The organism is Cupriavidus sp. SHE, assembly GCF_000812445.1.
Lineage (GTDB): Bacteria > Pseudomonadota > Gammaproteobacteria > Burkholderiales > Burkholderiaceae > Cupriavidus > Cupriavidus metallidurans.
Map to the genome: position 1 here is coordinate 246,492 of NZ_JWMB01000021.1, position 18,296 is coordinate 264,787.

The window sequence follows — 18,296 nt, forward strand, 5'->3', positions numbered from 1 at the left end:
GTTCTCAGGTCGACCACAGGCGCAGCGGCCTTGCCGGCACGCCATGCATCGGCTGGCGCAGCACGGTCCACGCATCGATCATCAGGTGGCGCACCGCTTCCATATCGCTGCCAAGCACGCGCAGCAGCAGCATCGACTGCGCCGTGGTCGCGCCATGTCCAGCCAGGCAGGTCACGCCGGCGCGCAGATCGGCACGATATGGCAGACGCTCGGCCAGCGCTTCCGCCAGCTCCTGCGTGGCGCCCGGCCCGATCGCCCAGAGTGTGCCGAGGATATGCAGTCCATCCATGCCGGCCACGGCACCACGCAGCGGTGATGCGCCATCGAAATGCGATTGTTCGATCCACAGCGCGCGGTCCGGGTCACCCACGCGAGTGTCGAGCCATAACGCGCCGCTGGCCCATCGCTCGCCCGACGCCTGGCGACCCAGCACCACGGCGTCCCAGCCGATCGCGCTGCCACCGGGCGCCACCACCACATCCGTCGTGATCCGGGCACGGGCATCGTCGAACACGATGTTCTCCTGCGGCAGCCAGTCGAGCTTCCCGCCGGCTGCCACCTCGATCCGCACATGTTGCGCCGCATCGCGACCGAGCGACTTGTACCATTTGGTAGCACCCGGCGTGGCCAGCACGGCATGGGCGCCCGATGCCACGGCAATGTCGATGTCGAGACGATCGCCGCCCGCCACGCCGGCGGGCGGATGCAGCACCACCCCGTGGCAAATCTCCCCTTCGGGATAGAGCGGCTTCTGCACCCGCAGCGGCCCCTCGTGGCGCCGCTCGACCATGGCGGTCCGGCCGGCGCGCGCGGCAAAGCGCAGGCGCAGGCTGGCATGCCAGGCTGATGTCATGGCGAGTTGCGATGGAAAATCCGGATGGCGCATCGAAGATGGCAAGACGGTTCAGGCGGGGGCCGGTGCGCCAGATCATAGCGCGTGGCAGCCGTCACAGAAAGGTGCCCGGACAACCATCAGGGTCGTTCGAATGCACGCTCAAACCGCAATCAGCGCGCGCACGCCGTCCTGCTCCATCGTTGCCCCATCGCCCTTGGCCACGACCTCGCCACGACTCATCACCACGTAGTGGTCGGCCAGGTGCCGCGCGAACTCGTAGTACTGCTCCACCAGCAGCACGGTCATACCGAACTCGTCCACCAGCAACCGCAAGGCACGGCCAATATCCTGGATGATCGACGGCTGGATGCCCTCGGTCGGCTCGTCGAGAATCAGCAACTGCGGCTCGCTCATCAGCGCCCGGCCGATGGCCAGTTGCTGCTGCTGACCACCCGACAGATCGCCGCCACGGCGCTGGCGCATCGTGCGCAGCACAGGAAACAACTGATAGATGCGGTCGGGCACGCCCGATGGCCTCGCCCGGCTGGCGGCGCCGATCAGCAGGTTCTCCTCGACGGTCAGCCGAGGAAAGATCTCGCGGCCCTGCGGCACGTAGGCCAGCCCCGCCGAGACACGTTCGTAAGGCGCCTTCTTTTCCAGCGCCTTGCCGTCCCAGCTGATGCTGCCACTGCGCGTGGGCACCACGCCCATCAGGCACTTGAGCAGCGTGCTTTTCCCCACCCCATTGCGGCCCAGCAGCGTCGTCAGCTTGCCATGCGGCACCTCGAACGATACGTCGCGCAGGATATGGCTGCCGCCGTAGAACTGATTGATTGCGTTGACCTGCAGCATCGTTATCTTCCCAGGTAGGATTCGATCACGCGTTCGTCGCGCTTCACGGCGTCGAGCGTGCCTTCGGCCAGCAGGCTGCCTTCCGCCAGCACGGTCACCGTGCCAGCGTCACCGGCCAGCGCGGCGACGAATTCCATGTCGTGCTCGACCACCATCATCGAGCAGCTACCGCGCAGACTGTTGAGCAGCGCGGCTAGTTGCATGGTTTCCTCGTCGGTCATGCCGGCCACCGGTTCGTCGAGCAGCAGGAGCTGAGGCTGCTGCATCAGCAACATGCCGATCTCGAGCCGCTGCTTCTGGCCATGTGACAGCAAGCCCGCAGGCCGGTAGGCTTCGTCCTCGAGCCCGGTCAGCGCCAGCGTTTCCTCGATGCGGCGATGCCCCTCCAGCGTCAGCCGTGCACGCAGCGACGCCCACCAGCGCTTGTCGGCCTTCATCGCCAGTTCCAGGTTCTCCCAGACCGCGTGCTGCTCGAACACGGTCGGCTTCTGGAACTTGCGACCAATGCCGGTTTGCGCGATGCGCGGTTCGGTCAGCCGCATCAGGTCGATGGTCTGCCCCAGGAACACACGCCCGGTCACGTTGGCGTTGCGCGGCCCGGTCTTGCCGGTGATGACATCCATCATCGTGGTCTTGCCGGCGCCATTCGGGCCGATCACGCAGCGCAGTTCACCGTGATCGATCGACAACGACAGCTTGTTCAGCGCGCGAAAGCCGTCGAACTGCACGGTCAGGTCCTCGATGTAGAGGATCGGACCGTGCGTGGTGTCGATGACGCCGGGTTCGACGATCCGGCCCAGCCCGGTGGCGTCCCCGCTTTCCGCCTTGCCTTCACCCAGTACCGAATTCATGCCTTGCTCCCTTGCTGCGACGCCACCACCGCTTCCGCTTCATCGGCGGCTCCGGTTTCTACCTTCGAGGTGCGACGGTCACGCAGGCGTCGCCAGAGGCCCACCACGCCATCGGGCAGGTACAGCGTCACCAGCACGAACATCGCGCCGAGCAGGAATAGCCAGTACTCCGCGAAATAGGCCGTGAACATCGTCTTCGCGCCGTTGACCAGGAATGCCCCCACTACCGGCCCGATCAACGTGCCGCGCCCGCCGACGGCGACCCACACCGCCATTTCGATCGAGTTCGCGGGCGACATCTCGCTCGGGTTGATGATGCCGACCTGCGGCACGTACAGCGCTCCGGCAATGCCGCAAAGCACAGCCGAGAACGTCCACACGAAGAGCTTGTACCCGAGCGGGTTGTAGCCCGAGAACATCACGCGCATCTCCGCGTCGCGCACGGCGGTCACCACCCGGCCGAGCTTGGACGTGACGATGTAGCGGCAGGCCACGAATCCGGCCAGCAGTGCAAGGAACGTCAGCACGAACAGCGCGGCACGCGTCTGCGGCGCAGCCACGGCAAAACCGGCGATGCGCTTGAAGTCGGTAAAGCCGTTATTGCCGCCGAAGCCCGTTTCATTGCGGAAGAACAGCAGCATCGCGGCGTACGTCATAGCCTGCGTGATGATCGACAGGTACACGCCCTTGATGCGGGACCGGAACGCGAAGAAGCCAAACAGCCACGCCAGCACGCCCGGCACCAGTACCACCAGCAGCAATGCGTAGGGAAAGTGCTCGGTGCCATGCCAGAACCACGGCAGCTCCTTCCAGTCCAGGAACACCATGAAGTCGGGCAGATCGCTCTTGTAGACACCTTCGCGACCGATCGACCGCATCAGGTACATGCCCATCGCATACCCGCCCAGCGCGAAGAAAAGACCATGGCCGAGGCTCAGGATGCCGCAATAGCCCCACACCAGATCGAGCGCAATGGCCGCCAGCGCGAAGCACATGATCTTGCCGATCAACGTCAACGCATAGGCCGACAGATGCAGCGCGTGGCCTTCCGGCACGACCAGCGCGCAGACTGGCACGCCGATCGCCACGACCAGGGTCAGTACCGCCATCGCCATCCACATGCGCGTGGAGAACAGCGGCTGGCGTTCCGGCACGGATAGCGTGAATGACTTGCCGGGTTTCGAGGAAAAGCTGCTCATGTCAGGCCTCCGCGCTGCGCCCCTTGAGCGCGAAAAGTCCTTGTGGCCGCTTCTGGATAAACAGCACGATCAGCACGAGGACGAAGATCTTGGCCAGCACCGCGCCATAGAACGGCTCGATGAATTTGTTGATGATGCCGAGGCCGAACGCGCCCACGATCGTGCCCGCCAGCTGCCCGACGCCACCCAGCACCACCACCATGAACGAGTCGATGATGTAGGCTTGCCCCAGGTCCGGGCCCACGTTGCCGATCTGCGAGAGCGCGCAACCGCCGAGCCCGGCGATGCCGGCGCCAAATGCGAACGCGTAGCTGTCCACCTTCCACGTCCGCACGCCCACGCAGGCCGCCATCGTGCGGTTCTGCGTCGTGGCGCGCACGAACAGGCCCAGGCGCGTGCGATTCAGCACCGCCCATGCCACCGTCACCACGCCCAGCGCGAACAGGATGATGATGATGCGGTTGTACGGAATCACGAGCCCGGCGAGTACCTCGATGCCGCCGCTCATCCACGCGGGATTGGCCACTTCCACGTTCTGCGCGCCGAAGATCGTACGCACGGCCTGCATCATCAGCAGGCTGACACCGAACGTGGCCAGCAGCGTCTCCAGCGGGCGGCCATAGAGATGGCGCAGCACGATTCGCTCGAGCGCGAAACCAACGGCTCCGGCAGCCAGGAACGACACCGGCACGGCCGCTACGAGGTACCAGTCAAACGCATTGGGCGCGTAGGCACGGAACAGCGTCTGCACCACGTAGGTGGCATAGGCGCCGATCATCAGAAACTCGCCGTGCGCCATGTTGATGACGCCGATCAGCCCGTACGTGATCGCCAGACCCAGCGCCGCCAGCAGCAGCACGCTGCCAAGGCTCAGACCCGCGAACAGGTTGCCGAGCAGTTCGGCGCGGCGCTGTTCGGTACGCAACTGGTCAATGGCCACTTGCGCGGCCACACGCACGCCTTCGTCGGCCTCCTTGTACTTGCCGCCCGCGTCGCGCTCGACCAGCGGCATCAGCTTCTGGCGCGATTGCGGATTGCTGTCGTGGCCGAGGATGCGAATCGCCTCGATACGCGCGTCCCGGCCCGCCTCGGCACCTTGCGCGAGAACCGTGTTGGCCCAGATCACGTCGAGCCTCGCCCGCAGTCCGGCATCGGCCTCGGCCTTGCGCGCGGCCTCCACCGCCGCACGCGAAGCGTTCTCCGGCTGATCGAACAGCGTACTGATGGCCTGCGTGCGCACCGCGATGTCCGGTGACTGCAGCTCCAGGCTGCTCGCGGCACTATCGACGATGGCGCGCAGGCTGTTATTCAGCGTCAGCGATTCGAGCTCGTCCGCCTTCACGGTGACCGGCTTGCCGGTGACCGCGTCGACGGTCTTGTCGCCATCCTGGCGCACCATGCCGACGGAGGGCGCGTACTGCAGCGCGTCATCCTGCAAGGCCTTCAGGATCGGGCCGGCCTGCTCCGCCGGCGCCTGAGTGAGCTTGTTCAGCGCTGCGGTCTTGGCATCGTAGTCATCCTCGGCCAATGGCTTGAGGTCGGCCTGCGTCAGCGGCGTGGCGGCCCACAACGGTGCCGCGGCCAGCAGCAGCGCGGCGAGCATGACACGCAGCCATGTACGGATATTGGGTCGGTGCATTCAGGAGCCTGGTTCGCGCGATGGATCGCATCTTGGGGTTGTTGGCGTTCACCTGTGGTTTGCTCCCACTCCCGAGCACGGGAGTGGGAGCAACAGACCGTCAGTTGCCCGCCACCTTGTCCGCCTTGCCTTCATTGCCGGCGATGAACGGGCTCCACGGTTGCGCGCGGACCGGCTTCGGCGTCTTCCACACCACCGAGAACTGGCCGTCGCCCTTGACCTCGCCAATCATCACGGGCTTGTAGAGATGGTGGTTGTCACCCATCGTCAGCGTGAAGCCATCGGGCGCCTTGAAGGTCTGGCCGTACATCGCGGCACGCACCTTGTCCGGATCGGTGCTGCCTGCCTTCTTCACGGCCTGCGCCCACATATGGATGCCCACGTAGGTAGCTTCCATCGGGTCGTTGGTCACGCGCTTGTCGCCGCCCGGCAGGTTGTTGGCCTTGACCCACGCGGCCCACTGCTTCTTGAACGCTTCGTTCTCGGGGTTCTTGACCGACATGAAGTAGTTCCATGCAGCCAGATGGCCCACCAGCGGCTTGGTGTCGATGCCGCGCAGTTCTTCCTCGCCCACCGAGAAGGCCACCACCGGCACGTCCTTGGCCTTCAGGCCGGCGTTGCCGAGTTCCTTGTAGAACGGCACGTTCGAGTCGCCATTGATCGTGGAGATCACGGCGGTCTTGCCACCCTGCGAGAACTTCTTGATGTTGGCGACGATGGTCTGGTAGTCGCTATGACCGAACGGGGTGTAGACCTCTTCGATGTCCTTGTCTTCCACGCCCTTGCTCTTCAGGAACGCACGCAGGATCTTGTTGGTAGTGCGCGGATAGACGTAGTCGGTACCCAGCAGGAAGAAGCGCTTCGCGCCGCCGCCCTCCTTGCTCATCAGGTATTCCACTGCCGGGATCGCCTGCTGGTTGGGTGCCGCGCCCGTGTAGAACACGTTCTTCGACATCTCCTCACCTTCGTACTGCACCGGGTAGAACAGCAGCGCGTTGGTTTCCTCATAGACCGGGAGCACCGACTTGCGCGATACCGACGTCCAGCATCCGAACGTGACCGCCACCTTGTCCTTGGTGATGAGCTGACGCGCCTTCTCCGCGAAGAGTGGCCAGTTGGAAGCGGGGTCCACCACCACGGGCTCGAGCTTGCGGCCCAGCACGCCGCCGCTCTTGTTGATCTCGTCGATCGTCATCAGCGCCACGTCCTTGAGCGACGTTTCGGAGATGGCCATCGTGCCCGATAGCGAATGCAGGATGCCGACCTTGATCGGCTCCTTGGTCTGCGCCATCAGCGGGCTGGTACCGATCATCGCCGCGGCGGCCACCGCCGACAGCTTCAGCATGTCACGTCGTTTCATTGCAGCTCCCAGTTTGTCGTATGTGATTAGGGACTACGCACCCCGGAGAGCACATCTGCAACTAGCGTGCCAAGGGAAACACGCGTGACCGGGTCACCATTACGTGACAAATCGACGGGAGGGGGACCGTGCCGCACCACGCTGGTGCCGCCGGTGGGGCCGGAGGGAAATCCGCAGGCGCACCGCGAATGTGCAGCGCCGTTCGGGTGCGGACCGGCGTGAACCGGTGCAGCCGTGGCCGATGCCGGTGCGTTGCGCACCGTGGCCAATAAAAAACGGGGCCCGAAGGCCCCGTTTTTCAAACGACCGTATGAACCGTTACTTCATCCACGGCATCATGTTGGCGTTCATGTTGTGCATGATCCAGAGCGAACCGGCCAGCACAATGAACAGGATCAGTACCGTGAACAGCAGCGCCATCACGTTCCAGCGCTGACCGTTCGAACCATCCAGATGCAGGAAGTACTTCAGGTGCACGACGATCTGAACGGCCGCCATGCCCAGGATGATCCACAGCATGGTACCGCGTTCCATCGTGCCGTCCATGACGATCTTGAACGGAATCACGGTCAGGATCACCGCCAGCACGAAGCCAATCACATACGACTTGACGCTGCTGTGGCCATGCGACGCGCCGTGAGCGGCGGTCGAAGCGTGTTGCTGTGCCATTTACATTGCTCCCATCAGGTAGACCACGGTGAACACACCGATCCAGACCACGTCCAGGAAGTGCCAGAACAGGCTGAGGCAGTTCAGGCGCTTGGCCACGACCGGGGTCAGGCCCTTCTTCGACAGTTGCCACATCAGCACGAGCATCCACAGCATGCCGCTGGCAACGTGCAGACCGTGGGTACCCACGAGCGTGAAGAACGACGACAGGAACGCGCTGCGGCTCGGGCCGGCACCCTCGTGAATCAGGTGCGCGAACTCGTTGATTTCCATGCCCATGAACGCGGCGCCCAGCAGGAACGTCACGCCCAGCCAGAACATCACGCGGCCCTTCTGATGGTTCTGCATCGACACCATGGCAAAGCCGTAGGTGATCGACGAGAACAGCAGGATGGCGGTTTCCACGAGCACGTAGTTGAGCTCGAAGATCTCCTTGCCCGACGGGCCACCCGCCACTTCGCCGCGCAGGACGGCGAAGGCGGCGAACAGGCACGCGAACAAGATGCAGTCGCTCATCAGGTACAGCCAGAAACCGAAGACGGTGTTCTCGCTGGTGTCGTGATGCGCGTGGTCGTGCGCCTCGTCGTGCGAGTGCGCATGCGCGGGGGCTTTCGCCCCGAAGCGGTCAAGAACTTCTGTCGACATGGTTATCAGCCCTGGGCAGCAATGCGCTGCTGGTAGCGCGTTTCGATCTGCTCGACCTCGGAGGCCGGCACGTAGTAATCGATGTGGTCATCGTTGGCGCGGCGGATGAACGCCACGACCATGCCGATCAGGCCCACGGCGGCAAGCCACCAGATGTGCCACGTCAGCGCGAAGCCCAGCACCAGGCTGAATGCACCCATGTAGAAACCAGCCGCGGTGTTCTTCGGCATGTGAATCTGCTCGAAGCCATCCGTGCGGATCGTCTCGCCACGTGCCTTCATATCGGCAAACGCGTCCAGGTCACGCACCACCGGGGTGTGCGCGAAGTTGTAGAACGCCGGCGGCGACGAGGTTGCCCATTCCAGCGTGCGGCCACCCCACGGGTCGCCCGTCACGTCTGCCAGCTTCTTGCGGTCGCGGATCGACACGACGATCTGCAGCACCTGGAAGAAGATGCCCAGCGCCACGAACACCACGCCCACCACGGCCAGATGCAGCCACGGCGTCCAGGCCGGGTTGTCGGTGTGGTTCAGACGACGGGTCATGCCCATCAGGCCCAGCACGTACAGCGGCATGAAGGCGAAGTAGAAGCCCACCAGCCAGCACCAGAAGGCGCACTTGCCCAGACGCTCGTTCAGCTTGAAGCCGAAGGCCTTCGGCCACCAGTAGGTCACGCCGGCCAGGTAGCCAAACAGCACGCCGCCGATGATCACGTTGTGGAAGTGAGCAATCAGGAACAGGCTGTTGTGCAGCACGAAGTCAGCAGCCGGCACGGCCATCAGCACGCCGGTCATGCCACCGATCACGAACGTGATCATGAAGCCCAGCGTCCACAGCACCGGCGACGTGAATTGCACACGGCCACGGTACATCGTGAACAGCCAGTTGAAGATCTTCACGCCCGTCGGGATCGAGATGATCATCGTCGTGATGCCGAAGAACGCGTTCACGTTGGCGCCAGAGCCCATCGTGAAGAAGTGGTGCAGCCACACGATGAACGACAGCACCATGATCGCGCTGGTGGCATACACCATCCCCTTGTAACCGAACAGCTTCTTGCCCGAGAACGTAGAGATGATTTCCGAGAAGATACCGAACGCCGGCAGGATCAGGATGTAGACCTCGGGGTGGCCCCAGATCCAGATCAGGTTCACGTACATCATGGCGTTACCGCCGCCGTTGTTCGTGAAGAAGTGCATGTCGAAGTAGCGGTCCAGGCCCAGCAGTGCCAGCGACACCGTCAGCACCGGGAAGGCAGCCACGATCAGCACGTTGGTGCACAGGACCGTCCAGGTGAACACCGGCATGCGCATCAGCGTCATGCCCGGGGCGCGCATCTTCAGGATGGTCACCAGGAAGTTCACGCCGGTCAGCAATGTCCCTAGCCCTGATATCTGCAGCGACCAGAGGTAGTAGTCCACTCCCACGCCCGGGCTGTAGTCCAGACCCGACAACGGCGGATAGGCCAGCCAGCCGGTACGCGCGAATTCGCCAACGCCCAGCGAGACGTTCACGAGCATCGCGCCGGCCACGAACAGCCAGAAGCTCAGCGTGTTCAGGAACGGGAACGCCACGTCGCGTGCGCCGATCTGCAGGGGCACCACGAGGTTCATCAGCCCCGTCATCAGCGGCATGGCCACGAAGAAGATCATGATCACGCCGTGGGCCGTGAACACTTGGTCATAGTGCTCAGGCGGCAGGAAGCCGGTGGAGCCGTTGGTGGCAACCGCCAGCTGGGTACGCATCATGACGGCGTCGGCAAAGCCGCGCAGCAGCATGATCAGCGCCACCAGCGAGTACATCACGCCGATGCGCTTGTGATCGACCGAGGTAATCCACTCGGTCCACAGGTAGTCCCACTTCTTGAAGTACGTGATCGCACCGAGCAGCGCCAGCCCGCCAAGGGCCACGCAGCTCAGCGTGATCATGATGATCGGCTCATGAAACGGAATCGCCGACAAACTCAATTTGCCAAACATCATTGCTCCTAGATTTGCGCGCCCAGCGCCGGCTTGGCCGGCGTGGCCATGGACACCCGCTCTTCACCGAGCGTGTTACGCGACGTGCAGACCGGACCGCCATCAAAACCTTCGCGGGCCATTGCATGGCCGTCGCCGCCCATGTACTGATGCAGGATGCCGGTGTACAGACCGTCTTCGACCTTGCCGAAGTACGTCACCGGTTCCGCTTCGCTCGGCTTGGCCAGGACCTTGTAGTCCTCGGACGCGAGCTGCTTTTCGGACGCGCGCACCTTTTCCACCCACTTGTCGAACTCGAAATTCGACATGGCGATGGCCTTGAACTTCATGCCCGAGAAGCCGCCGCCACTGTAGTTGGCGGACATGCCGTCAAACGTGCCGGCTTCATTGGCGATGAGGTGCAGCTTGGTCTCCATCCCAGCCATGGCGTAAACCTGGCTACCCAGTTGCGGGATGAAGAACGAATTCATGATCGAATCCGACGTGATCTTGAAGTTCACCGGCGTGTTCACCGGCAGCGCGAGCTGGTTCACCGTCGCGATCTTCAGTTCCGGATAGATGAACAGCCATTTCCAGTTCATCGCCACGGCTTCCACGGTCACCGGCTTGACGTTCGACTCGAGCGGCTTGTACGGGTCGAGATCGTGCGACGACTTCCAGGTGATGATGCCCAGCGCGATGATGATCAGGCAGGGGATCAGCCAAACCACCACTTCGATGCGGGTGGAGTGCGACCAGTTCGGATCGTATTCAGCAGACGTGTTGCTGGCGCGATACTTCCACGCAAACACGAGCGTCAGGATGATGACCGGTACGACGACCAGCAGCATCAGCCAGGTGGCGATCAGGATGATGCCCTTGATGTCGACGCCGACTTGCCCTTTCGGGTTCATCAGCGCGAAGTCGCAGCCGGCCAACAGGAGCAGGCCAAGGCAAGGCAGGTACCGCATCAGGGGCGGCATTTTTGGTTTCTTCATGTCACGACGGTCTGGTTGCGCCACGCCTGTGCACAAGCGTGGCACCGCCTACCTGCTGCACGTGGCAACTGGCTGGCTGGGCTGGGGAAAACCGGAGGACGTGTCCAAAGCTGGCGCTGCGAAATGGGCGATGCAAACGCCTGCGGACCATGCGGCCGGGCAACGCCATGAACGCGGCTTGGACAGCAACTGACGACTGCGTGCGCGCGCCTGAGGGGGCGGGTGCGTGCGCTGAGGTGACCGACTGCCTGAACTGCGTCTGTCCCGGTTCGGAACTGCCACCGGAACGAGCGTTGTGTCACGATGTTCACGCCATATCCACTTGCTTCAACCGCCTCACCAGCGCAGTGAGAACGGTCTCCGAGCGGATATCGCATTACATAAAACATCGTGGGCGGGACTGTACCGCAACGCAACATTACGGGTAAACCCAGACACAACAGAAACACTGTTCTTTTAATCGGACAATTCCTTGACCTGTCGCAACGGGGTAACAGTCATCTCGTGGTTGCTTGTTTTTCCACGATTTCGCTGGACAAACGACAAGGGCCGCGATCTCGCGGCCCTCATTGTCGAGCGACAGTACTGACGAATCGGATACGTCAGGAGTAGCGTCGGCTGATCGATTCTGCCACGCAGACCGGTCGATCCGCACCTTCCCGCTCGATCGTCACCTCCCAGGTGGACTGCGCACCGACCAGGCCATTCGGCAGCGGGTCCAGCCGCTCGACCTTGAGCAGCTTCACGCGTCCTCGCAGACGGCTGCCCACCGGCACCGGCGATGTGAAACGAACGCGATTCAGACCATAGTTGACACCCATCTTGACGCCTTCCATGTGGATCGCGTTCTGCATGAGCTGGGGCAGCAGCGAAAGGGTCAGGAAGCCGTGCGCGATCGGTGCGCCGAACGGCGACTCACGCTTGGCGCGCTCGACGTCGATATGGATCCACTGGTGATCGCCCGTGGCCTCGGCAAACAGGTTCACCTGCTGCTGCGTGATTTCGATCCAGTCGCTGACAGCCACTTCCTCGCCCTGCAGCGACTCCAGTTCTTCCAACGATGCGATGGTACGCATGGTGCTTGTCTCCTTGTCGTTCTTGTCGTTCTTTTCTGGTTGGGTAGCCCTTCCCTCTCCCACGCGCGGCAGAGGGCAATGAACAAACGGCGTGCGTCAGGCCGGGCGGCGCTTGTACATCCCCATGCCCTTGACCGTGCACACAACCTCGCCCTTCTGGTTGCTAGCCACCCACTGGGTCATCACCACGCCGCGGTCAGGCTTGGAGCTCGACGGACGCACGTCCAGAACTCTCAGCACGGCAGTCAGGGTGTCACCGGCATAGACCGGCTTGATCCAGCGGACTTCATCCACGCCGGGCGACCCCATGCTTGTGGAGCGATCCCCCATCGACAGCACCAGCAGACGCATGATGATGCCGCAGGTCATCCAGCCGCTGGAAATCAGCCCACCGTAGATGCTCTGCTCCGCCGCGGCCTTGTCGACGTGAAACGGTTGCGGGTCGTACTGGCGTGCGAAGCTGATGATCTCCTCTTCGGTGACCGTATAGCTCCCGAGTGGGTGCTCGCTGCCGACAACGTAATCCTCGAAATACATCTTGGACATCAAGTCCTCCAATGAAAAAACCGCGCTCGGGGTCACCGGCGCGGTTTGAACACTTACGCAATACTCAGGCAGCTTCCTGGAAGCCGGGCTGGCTGGCGAAGCGGCCCAGATGGTGGTCCACATCGCCGAAGGTCGTATTGATCAGCGTGAGGCGCTTGAACATGTGCGCGGCCGGCAGTTCGTCGGTCACACCCATGCCACCGTGGATCTGCACGGCTTCCTGGCCCACCGCGCGGGCTGCCACGCCGACGCGCGCCTTGGCGGCGGACACGTAGCGGCGGCGCTCCTCGGGGCTGGCCTCGTCGAAGCGCGCCGCGGCCAGCAGCGTGATCGAACGCGACTGCTCCGCGTGGATCATCATTTCGACCATGCGGTGCTGCAGCGCCTGGAAGCGCGCGATGGCCACGCCGAACTGCTGGCGGGTCTTCGCGTACTCGAGCGTGGCGGCGTTGAGCGTATCCATGACACCAACGGCTTCGGCGCACAGCAGCACGGCGGCGTAGTCGGCGGTGGCCTCGAGCACATCCCAGCCCTTGCCTTCCGTGCCGATCAGCGTGGCCGGTGCGTCCTGGAACGTCACGTCGGCCGCGTGGAGGTTGTCGATCGTGCGGTAGTCCTTGACGCTGACACCGGCACCCTTGGTATCGACCAGGAACAGCGAGATGCCGTCACGGTCCGACTGGGCGCCACTGGTGCGTGCCGACACCACGAGCTTGTCAGCCTGGGCGCCGTGGGTCACCACGACCTTGCGACCGTTGAGCTTGCCGCCCTTGGCCGTCACGGTCACGTTGTTCAGTTCATGGCGTGCCTGCTGCTCATTGAACGCCGTGGCCAGCTTCAGTTCGCCACCAGCCACCTGCTCGAGCAGCGCTTCCTGGCCACCGGCCAGCTTGAGCGCCTGCGCGGCCACCACCGTCGCGAAGTACGGCTCCACCACCAGGCCGCGGCCCAGTTCCTGCTGCACCACCATCATGTCGACAGCCGTACCGGAGAAACCACCTTGCGCCTCGGGCACCGGCAGCGCGGTCAGGCCGAGTTCGACCAGACCGCCCCAGGCCTGCTCGCCGTAGCCATTCGCGCCCTTGATGTTCTTCTTGCGCGATTCGAAGTCGTAGCTCTTCTCGACAAAACGGCGAATCGCGTCGGCCAGTTGCTTCTGTTCGTCGCTGAGATTGAAGTTCATGTTGCGTGTCTCCTCACAGCCCCAGAATCATCTGGCTGATGATGTTCTTTTGGATTTCGTTCGAACCGCCGTAGATGGAGGTCTTGCGATAGTTGAAGTAGTACGCGGCCAGCGGGGCGGCGTCGTCATAGCCGGTCACGGCGTGCTCGTGTTCGCACTCCAGGTACGCCGGATCGAACGGCTGGGCGTACGGGCCGACCGCTTCGACCATCAGTTCGGTCAGCATCTGCTGGATCTCGGTGCCCTTGATCTTGAGCATCGATGCCTCGGGGCCGGGGCCCTTGCCAGCGGCTTCGCTCGACACCACGCGCAGCACGGTGATCTCCAGCGCCATCAGTTCGATTTCCAGCGCGGCAACCTTGGCGCCAAACACCGGATCCTCGAGCAGCGGCTTGCCGTTCTTCTGCTGCTGGCGGGCAACGCGCTTCAGGAAGCCCAGTTCGCGCTTGGAGTTACCCACGCGCGCAATGCCGGTACGCTCATGGCCGAGCAGGTACTTGGCATAGGTCCAGCCACGGTTTTCCTCGCCGACGCGGTTTTCGACCGGCACCTTGACGTTGTCGAAGAAGACTTCGTTCACTTCATGCTCTTCGTCGAGCATGATGATCGGGCGCACGGTAATGCCCGGCGTCTTCATGTCGATCAGCAGGAACGAAATGCCCTCTTGCTTCTTGGCCTCGGGGTCAGTGCGCACCAGGCAGAAGATCATGTCGGCGTGCTGGCCGAGCGTGGTCCAGGTCTTCTGGCCGTTGACGATGTAGTGCTTGCCATCCGACGTCAGCTCGGCACGGGTCTTCAGCGAAGCCAGATCCGAACCCGAACCCGGCTCCGAATAGCCCTGGCACCACCAGTCGGTGCAGTCGAGGATACGCGGCAGGTAGTACGACTTCTGCTCTGCATTGCCGTACTTCATGATCACGGGCGCGACCATCGCCACGCCGAACGGCAGCACGCCAGGCGCGCCGACGCGGGCATTTTCCTCGTCCCAGATGTGGCGTTGCGTGGCGTTCCAGCCCGTGCCACCGAACTCGACCGGCCAGTGCGGCGCGGACCAGCCCTTGCCAGCCAGGATCTTGTGCCAGCGCACCAGATCGTCGCGGTTGGGGCGGCGGTGGTTGAGTACCTTTTCGCGGATTTCCGCCGGCAGGTTGGCTTCGAGCCAGCTACGCACTTCCTGACGGAAGGCGATGTCGGCCGCCGAGTAATTGAGATCCATGCCCGTCTCCATTGGTGGTGCCGGCGGGCGCCGGCCGTTTGTTTTACCTCGCGCATCACTGCGCGAGGTAAACCGGGCACAGGATGCTTGTTCAGTGGGCCGTCTGCTTCAGCGCATCCGGCACGATGAGCGGAAAGGTCTCGATGCCTTCGTCGGCCAGCGCCTGCACGTCTTCCGGCGTTGCCGAACCGCGGATACCGCGCTCCGGCGCTTCCTCGTAGTGCATGCGCCGCGCTTCCTCGGCGAAACGTTCTCCCACGTCCTCGGTCTGCGCCAGTACCTGCCTGACTGCCTTCAGATAGTGGGCCTGCAGCGCCTGCATCATCTGCTGCGCGTCGGCCTTGCCTTCCTCGGCATTCCGGACCTGCGCCTGCGCCGGCTTGGCGGTGGCACCCGAAAGATTCAGGCGCGGCGCGCTGGGCAGGCGGGAGACGGCATGGTCACCACAGACCGGGCATTGGACGAGGTCACGCGAAATCTGCGATTGCGCATCTTCCTCCGAGGCAAACCAACCCTCGAAACGATGGTCTTGCGCACAGCGCAGGTCGAGCACCTTCATGATCTTTCCAGCCCGTCGGGCAATATTAGCCGTGAATCGAAATTTTGTGAACGGTCGTGCTAATTTTTTCGCTGACCGTTTTTGCCTGGCAGGATGCGTCCTAAACACAATTACGCCGGAGCAAGGGAAAACCCCATGCGGAGACTGGCGCTGAGGCAGACTCAAGCCTGCAAGGCGGCGCAGTAGCTTAGCAGTTATGCGCCGTTTCAGCCGATGCTGCGATTGTCAGGAAACGGAGGCTCGCTTTGCTCGCCCGGCTGCCAGGCGCCAGAGACGATCTTCTCCAGCCAGAGCGCGCCGATGATCGTCTTGACGTCAGTAATACGGCCCTGACGTACCCAATCGATCACCTGGCCCACCGGCGTGATAAAGGTTTCCAGGAACTCGCCATCATCGAGTTTCGCCTCGCCGGCGGTCAGATCACGCGCCAGGAACAGATCGATGAACTCGGTCGAGTAGGAGATCACAGGGTGGATCCGCGTCAGGTAATCCCAGCGACGCGCGGTGTAGCCGGTCTCCTCGAGCAACTCGCGTTCACCACAGCGTTGCGCGCCCTCTTGCGGATCGAGCTTGCCCGCCGGAAATTCGAGCATCACTTCACCGATCGGGTAGCGGAACTGGCGCTCCATCAGCACCGTGCCGTCGTCGAACAGCGGGATCATCATGACTGCGCCCGGATGCAGCACGTACTCACGCCCGGCTTGCTTGCCATTGGGCAGGCGCACGATGTCTTGCTTGAGGGTGAGGAATTTGCCGCGATGGATGGTCGCGGAAGCGACGGCAGTTTCCCTGAGGTGATCGTCACGCTCTTCGGACGATACGGCTGGGGTCTTGTCGATCATGAACGCTCCGGGTGTGGCACGGGCCCCGGCGCGAGGGTCTGGCCGCAATCAGGCCGTGCGATGTTTGACCAGGTATTGCCAGGTGAAGCCGGGGAAGGCAAACACCAGCATCATGCAGGCGGTGATGGCGTAGAACTGCCAGCCTTGCGGGAAGGCGTTGCCGAGGCTCGCCTCCACTGCGAAGCCGGCAAGGCCAGCCACCACGTACCACATGAATAGTTCCACCAGACGCAGCCACAACGGCTTGCGGGCCCACTTCAGGCCCACCGCGGCGAACAGGCGCTGGTTGACGAACGGCAGGTTGGCACACACCAGTGCCAAAAGGATGACAAACCAACCACCTGCCGAGGAACTCATTGCGTCACCTTGCCTGAAAAATCAGGACGCCAGCGTAGCACGGATGGCCTGGAAGCACAGGTCCATCAGGCCAGCCGGGAACAGACCCAGCAGGATCACGGCCAGGCCGTTCAGGCTCAGCACCGAACGCAGGCCAGTCGAAGCTTCCAGCGGCTCTTCGCCAACCGGTGCATCGAAGTACATCAGCTTCACAATGCGCAGGTAGTAGAACGCGCCGATCAGCGAGAACACCACTGCCACCACGGCCAGCCAGCTCATGCCTGCCGACACGACCGCCTGCAGCACCGACAGCTTGGCATAGAAGCCAACGGTCGGCGGAATGCCGGCCATCGAGAACATCATCACCAGCATCAGGAACGCGAACCATGGATGACGGCGCGACATGCCCTTCAGGTCATCGAGCGTTTCTGCCTCGAAGCCCTTGCGCGTGCGAACCAGGATCAGGCCGAACGTGCCCAGCGTGGTCAGCATGTACGTGATCGAGTAGAACATCGACGAGCTGTAGGCGTTCACTGCGCCGTCGGCCTTGTTGGCCACCACGCCCGAAAGCATGCCCAGCAGCACGAAGCCCATGTGGGAGATCGTCGAGTACGCCAGCATCCGCTTCAGATTTGTCTGAACGATAGCCGTCAGGTTACCGATGACCAGCGAAGCAATCGACAGGATCACCAGCATGACCTGCCAGTCGGTCGCCAGCGGCAGCAGGCCCTCCACCAGCAGGCGGATGATCAGCGCGAATGCGGCAACCTTCGGACCAGCAGCGATCAGCAGCGTCACGGCGGTCGGCGAACCCTGGTAGATGTCCGGGATCCACATATGGAACGGTGCGGCACCCAGCTTGAACGCCACACCGGCCACGATAAACACCACGCCGAAGGCCAGCATCGTCGTGTTGACGCGGCCCGACTCGACCACGCGGAACACTTCACCCAGGTTCAGCGAACCGGTGGCCCCGTACATCATCGACATGCCGTAGAGCAGGAAGCCCGATGCGAGCGCGCCCAGTACAAAGTACTTGATCGCCGATTCGGACGTCACGCGCGAGTCGCGGCGCAGGGCAACCAGCGCATACGACGACAGCGACAGCAGTTCCAGACCCAGGTACAGCGTCAGGAAGTTGTTGCCGGTGATCATCACGATCTGACCGCCGAGCGTGAACAGCGCGAGCATGTAGAACTCGCCTGCGAACATGTCCCGTTCGGCCAGATAGCTACGCGTGTAGATCAGCGTCAGCAGCATACCCAGCGAGCAGAACGCAGCCAGCACGTTCGCCATCGGGTCGATCACGACCAGGTTGGCGAACGCGTAGTGCGTTTCGCCGCCTGCCGCGTCGATGCCGAACCATACGGTCAGCACCAGCGTAGTCAGCAGCGACAGCGGGTACGCCACGCTGGTGCGGTTCTTGCCGCGGGCTAGGTCGATCCAGTTGATCGCCGCAATGGCGATCGCCAGGAAAATGATTGGCGCCACCGGGGCCAGGCTAGAGGACGATTGCATGTTGATTTCTCTCC

The 18,296-nt window shown here is 63.0% G+C and carries 19 protein-coding genes; 1 reads left to right on the top strand and 18 read right to left on the bottom strand.

The window, feature by feature from the left end; all coding sequences use genetic code 11:
* Nucleotides 1–4: 4 nt before the first annotated feature.
* The 10 genes from RN01_RS12170 to cyoA form a co-directional block, all read right to left on the bottom strand.
* A complete protein-coding gene (locus RN01_RS12170; RefSeq protein WP_039016672.1) occupies nt 5–886 on the bottom strand; it encodes an urease accessory protein UreD in 882 nt (293 codons plus the stop codon).
* A gap of 108 nt (nt 887–994) precedes the next feature.
* Nucleotides 995–1,687: an urea ABC transporter ATP-binding subunit UrtE gene (urtE, locus tag RN01_RS12175; protein WP_008643406.1), complete on the bottom strand. Its 693-nt coding sequence runs from the start codon at nt 1,685–1,687 to the stop codon at nt 995–997.
* 2 nt (nt 1,688–1,689) lie between these two features.
* Nucleotides 1,690–2,538, bottom strand: coding sequence for an urea ABC transporter ATP-binding protein UrtD (urtD, locus tag RN01_RS12180; RefSeq protein ID WP_017515218.1), 849 nt, complete (start codon nt 2,536–2,538; stop codon nt 1,690–1,692).
* Complete coding sequence (gene urtC, locus RN01_RS12185) at nt 2,535–3,737, bottom strand: urea ABC transporter permease subunit UrtC (protein WP_017515217.1); 1,203 nt, start codon at nt 3,735–3,737, stop codon at nt 2,535–2,537. Before urtC ends, urtD begins: the two co-directional genes overlap by 4 nt.
* Before the next feature lies 1 nt (nt 3,738).
* Nucleotides 3,739–5,376 (bottom strand): urea ABC transporter permease subunit UrtB, encoded by a 1,638-nt coding sequence (gene urtB / locus RN01_RS12190; RefSeq protein ID WP_024569119.1) that lies wholly within the window; start codon nt 5,374–5,376, stop codon nt 3,739–3,741.
* 100 nt (nt 5,377–5,476) lie between these two features.
* Complete coding sequence (gene urtA / locus RN01_RS12195; protein ID WP_008643399.1) at nt 5,477–6,736, bottom strand: urea ABC transporter substrate-binding protein; 1,260 nt, start codon at nt 6,734–6,736, stop codon at nt 5,477–5,479.
* 318 nt (nt 6,737–7,054) lie between these two features.
* Nucleotides 7,055–7,405 carry a cytochrome o ubiquinol oxidase subunit IV gene (gene cyoD / locus RN01_RS12200; protein ID WP_008643397.1) on the bottom strand — a complete coding sequence of 117 codons (351 nt, stop codon included), beginning with the start codon at nt 7,403–7,405 and terminating at the stop codon, nt 7,055–7,057.
* Nucleotides 7,406–8,050, bottom strand: a complete 645-nt coding sequence (gene cyoC / locus RN01_RS12205; RefSeq protein ID WP_008643394.1) for a cytochrome o ubiquinol oxidase subunit III — start codon at nt 8,048–8,050, stop codon at nt 7,406–7,408.
* 5 nt (nt 8,051–8,055) lie between these two features.
* Nucleotides 8,056–10,029 (bottom strand): cytochrome o ubiquinol oxidase subunit I, encoded by a 1,974-nt coding sequence (gene cyoB / locus RN01_RS12210; protein WP_011515760.1) that lies wholly within the window; start codon nt 10,027–10,029, stop codon nt 8,056–8,058.
* 8 nt (nt 10,030–10,037) lie between these two features.
* Entirely contained in the window at nt 10,038–11,006 is a 969-nt protein-coding gene (gene cyoA, locus RN01_RS12215) for a ubiquinol oxidase subunit II (RefSeq protein WP_011515759.1), read from the bottom strand.
* On the opposite strand from cyoA, the gene RN01_RS33895 reads away from it, so the two are divergent.
* A complete protein-coding gene (locus tag RN01_RS33895) occupies nt 11,005–11,199 on the top strand; it encodes a hypothetical protein (protein ID WP_133258038.1) in 195 nt (64 codons plus the stop codon). The two genes, cyoA and RN01_RS33895, sit on opposite strands and share 2 nt — an antisense overlap.
* A 409-nt stretch (nt 11,200–11,608) precedes the next feature.
* Here the strand turns inward: RN01_RS33895 and RN01_RS12220 are convergent, their stop codons facing one another.
* From RN01_RS12220 to nuoN, 8 genes are all read right to left on the bottom strand, one after another.
* Nucleotides 11,609–12,082, bottom strand: coding sequence for a MaoC family dehydratase (locus tag RN01_RS12220; RefSeq protein ID WP_011515758.1), 474 nt, complete (start codon nt 12,080–12,082; stop codon nt 11,609–11,611).
* A gap of 96 nt (nt 12,083–12,178) precedes the next feature.
* Complete coding sequence (locus RN01_RS12225; RefSeq protein WP_008643386.1) at nt 12,179–12,628, bottom strand: MaoC family dehydratase; 450 nt, start codon at nt 12,626–12,628, stop codon at nt 12,179–12,181.
* A gap of 64 nt (nt 12,629–12,692) precedes the next feature.
* Nucleotides 12,693–13,811, bottom strand: a complete 1,119-nt coding sequence (locus tag RN01_RS12230) for an acyl-CoA dehydrogenase family protein (RefSeq protein ID WP_017513614.1) — start codon at nt 13,809–13,811, stop codon at nt 12,693–12,695.
* A gap of 13 nt (nt 13,812–13,824) precedes the next feature.
* Entirely contained in the window at nt 13,825–15,027 is a 1,203-nt protein-coding gene (locus tag RN01_RS12235; RefSeq protein WP_008643372.1) for an acyl-CoA dehydrogenase family protein, read from the bottom strand.
* A gap of 91 nt (nt 15,028–15,118) precedes the next feature.
* Nucleotides 15,119–15,586, bottom strand: a complete 468-nt coding sequence (locus RN01_RS12240) for a DUF1178 family protein (RefSeq protein WP_017513613.1) — start codon at nt 15,584–15,586, stop codon at nt 15,119–15,121.
* Between the two features lie 206 nt (nt 15,587–15,792).
* Nucleotides 15,793–16,428, bottom strand: coding sequence for an NUDIX domain-containing protein (locus RN01_RS12245; RefSeq protein ID WP_024569118.1), 636 nt, complete (start codon nt 16,426–16,428; stop codon nt 15,793–15,795).
* Nucleotides 16,429–16,476: 48 nt separating this feature from the next.
* On the bottom strand, nt 16,477–16,785 hold the full coding sequence (locus tag RN01_RS12250) for a DUF2818 family protein (protein WP_008643366.1): 309 nt from the start codon (nt 16,783–16,785) through the stop codon (nt 16,477–16,479).
* 21 nt (nt 16,786–16,806) lie between these two features.
* A complete protein-coding gene (gene nuoN, locus RN01_RS12255) occupies nt 16,807–18,282 on the bottom strand; it encodes an NADH-quinone oxidoreductase subunit NuoN (protein ID WP_024569116.1) in 1,476 nt (491 codons plus the stop codon).
* Nucleotides 18,283–18,296: the final 14 nt, after the last annotated feature.